Here is a 238-nt window from a genome sequence, read left to right as displayed (position 1 = left end):
CGCGGCGTGATCGCAGGCACGGCGGCCGCGCTGCCGCCGCTCGAATTCGCGGCCACGCCGCTCGCGGGTGCCGAGCCAATCGTGGCGCCGATTAGCGGCGTGCTGGTGTATCGCTGTGAAGTCGGCACGTGGGTCGACGTGGGCCGTGAAATCGCGGACATCGTCGATCCGTTGACAGACCGCGTCGTCACGCTGAAGAGCGGCGTCGCAGGCGTTCTGTATGCGCGGCATTCGACGC

At 68.9% G+C, this 238-nt stretch carries 1 pseudogene; it reads left to right on the top strand.

The features are described from left to right. A pseudogene (locus tag SB822_RS60720) lies at window positions 1-238 on the top strand (succinylglutamate desuccinylase); the annotation flags it as partial.

Source organism: Paraburkholderia sp. SIMBA_054, assembly GCF_046534875.1.
Taxonomy (GTDB): Bacteria; Pseudomonadota; Gammaproteobacteria; order Burkholderiales; family Burkholderiaceae; genus Paraburkholderia; species Paraburkholderia hospita.
Note: the sequence above shows the minus strand (reverse complement) of the source record. Positions and strands in the feature narration are given on the sequence as shown.